Source organism: Rhizobacter sp. P2_H2 (assembly GCF_056403375.1).
The window spans coordinates 1-2305 of sequence record NZ_JBFUFP010000885.1 but is presented as its reverse complement, the minus strand read 5'-3'; the positions used below and the strand labels follow the sequence as shown (position 1 = coordinate 2305).

The window sequence follows — 2305 nt, the reverse complement described above, 5'->3', positions numbered from 1 at the left end:
CCCTAGCAGTAGTCGAAAAACCTGAAGGAAGATTGAATGAGTGCCATTGTTGACATCGTCGGCCGCGAGATCCTCGACAGCCGCGGCAACCCGACCGTCGAATGCGACGTGCTGCTGGAATCCGGCGTGATGGGCCGCGCCGCGGTGCCCTCGGGCGCCTCCACCGGCTCGCGCGAGGCGATCGAACTGCGCGACGGCGACAAGAACCGCTACCTCGGCAAGGGCGTGCTGAAGGCGGTCGAGCATGTGAACACCGAGATCAGCGAGGCCGTGCTCGGCCTCGACGCCTCGGAGCAGGCCTTCCTCGACCGCACGCTGATCGACCTGGACGGCACCGAGAACAAGAGCCGCCTGGGCGCGAACGCGACGCTGGCCGTCTCGATGGCGGTGGCGCGCGCCGCGGCTGAAGAGAGCGGCCTGCCGCTGTACCGCTACTTCGGCGGCTCGGGCGCGATGCAGATGCCGGTGCCGATGATGAACGTCATCAACGGCGGCGCGCACGCGAACAACAGCCTCGACCTGCAGGAGCTGATGATCATCCCGGTGGGCGCCCCGAGCTTCCGCGAGGCGATGCGCTACGGTGCCGAGGTGTTCCACGCACTGAAGAAGATCATCAACGACAAGGGCATGAGCACCGCGGTCGGCGACGAAGGCGGCTTCGCCCCGAGCGTCGCGAGCCACGAGGCGGCGATCCAGCTGATCCTGCAGGCGATCGACAAGGCCGGCTTCGTGGCCGGCGAGCAGATCGCGCTCGGCCTCGACTGCGCGGCCAGCGAGTTCTACAAGGACGGCAAGTACGTGCTGAGCGCCGAAGGCCTGACGCTGAGCGCGCCCGAGTGGACCGACATCCTCGCGACCTGGGTCGACAAGTACCCGATCATCAGCATCGAAGACGGCATGGCCGAAGGCGACTGGGACGGCTGGAAGCACATCACCGAGCGCCTGACGACCAAGGTGCAGCTGGTGGGTGACGACCTGTTCGTCACCAACACGAAGATCCTGAAGGAAGGCATCGACAAGCGCATCGCGAACTCGATCCTGATCAAGATCAACCAGATCGGCACACTGACCGAGACCTTCGCGGCGATCGAGATGGCCAAGCGCGCCAACTACACCGCGGTGATCAGCCACCGCTCGGGCGAGACCGAAGACTCGACGATCGCCGACATCGCGGTCGGCACCAATGCCGGCCAGATCAAGACCGGTTCGCTGAGCCGCTCGGACCGCATGGCGAAGTACAACCAGCTGCTGCGCATCGAGGAAGACCTGGGCGATGTCGCGAGCTATCCGGGCCGCGGCGCGTTCTACAACCTGCGCTGATCCGGGCCCGTGCGCCTCGTCACCCTCGGCCTCATCGCGCTGCTGGCCCTCGTCCATGCCGAACTGTGGTTCGGCAAGGGCGGCGTGCCGCGCGTGATGGAGCTGCAGGCCAAGCTCGACCAGAAGAAGGGCGAGAACGACGCGGCGCGCGCGCGCAACGAGCGCCTGGTCGCCGAGGTCAGCGACCTGAAGGAAGGCCTGGAGATGGTCGAGGAGAAGGCGCGCTTCGAACTCGGCATGGTCAAGCCGGACGAGATCTACGTCCAGGTGTCGACCGCCAAGCGCTGATCGCCATTTCCTGATGGACGCTTTGCTGCTAGCGCTGCAGCCGCTGTTCGCTGCGGCCTTCACGCTGTGGGGCTCGCCCGTCACCTGGGTCGAGGTGATCGCCTTCGTGCTGGCGATCGCGATGGTCGTCTGCAACATGCGCGTCGACCCGCTCGGCTGGCCGCTCGCGATCGTCAGCTCGCTGCTCTACGTCGCGCTGTTCTGGGACAGCAAGCTGTATGGCGACGCGAGCCTGCAGGTGTTCTTCGCGCTGGTCGCCGGCTGGGGCTGGTGGCAATGGCTGCGCGGCACGCAGGGCGACGGCCGTGGGCTGCGGGTGCGTTCGCTGGGCCCGCGCGGCCGGCTGGCCGTGGTCGTCGCGACCCTCGCGCTGTGGCCGGCGCTCGGCTGGTTCCTGAAGCGTTTCACCGACACCGATGTTCCGTGGTGGGATGCCTTCCCCACGGCCGCGAGCGTGGTCGGGCAGTGGCTGCTCGGCCGCAAGTACGTCGAGAACTGGCCGATGTGGGTGGTGGTCAACACCGTCAGCGTCGGGCTGTTCGCGTACAAGGGACTGTGGCTGACGGTCGCGCTGTACGCGATCTTCGTCGGCATGTCGTTCGCCGGCTGGCGCGCGTGGCGCAAGGTGGAGCAGGCCGCGTGAGCCACGCGAGCCACGTCATTGCGATCGTCGGCGCCGAGAGCACCGGCAAGACGA

3 protein-coding genes are annotated in these 2305 nt (G+C 67.1%); all 3 read left to right on the top strand.

The features are described 5' to 3' along the window. Positions 1–36: 36 nt before the first annotated feature. From eno to pnuC, 3 genes are read left to right on the top strand one after another with little or no spacing between them, the layout of a single operon-like run. Positions 37–1320: a phosphopyruvate hydratase gene (eno, locus tag AC1D15_RS27755; protein ID WP_047594661.1), complete on the top strand. Its 1284-nt coding sequence runs from the start codon at positions 37–39 to the stop codon at positions 1318–1320. 9 nt (positions 1321–1329) lie between these two features. Next, positions 1330–1608, top strand: a complete 279-nt coding sequence (gene ftsB, locus AC1D15_RS27750; RefSeq protein WP_047506223.1) for a cell division protein FtsB — start codon at positions 1330–1332, stop codon at positions 1606–1608. A 13-nt stretch (positions 1609–1621) separates the two neighbouring features. Further along, on the top strand, positions 1622–2251 hold the full coding sequence (pnuC, locus tag AC1D15_RS27745) for a nicotinamide riboside transporter PnuC (protein WP_465113392.1): 630 nt from the start codon (positions 1622–1624) through the stop codon (positions 2249–2251). Positions 2252–2305: the final 54 nt, after the last annotated feature.

Bases quoted from the DNA above. Each gene is read 5' to 3' on its own strand.
- eno (WP_047594661.1), top strand. From the start codon at position 37: ATGAGTGCCATTGTTGACATCGTCGGCCGCGAGATCCTCGACAGCCGC.
- pnuC (WP_465113392.1), top strand. From the start codon at position 1,622: ATGGACGCTTTGCTGCTAGCGCTGCAGCCGCTGTTCGCTGCGGCCTTC.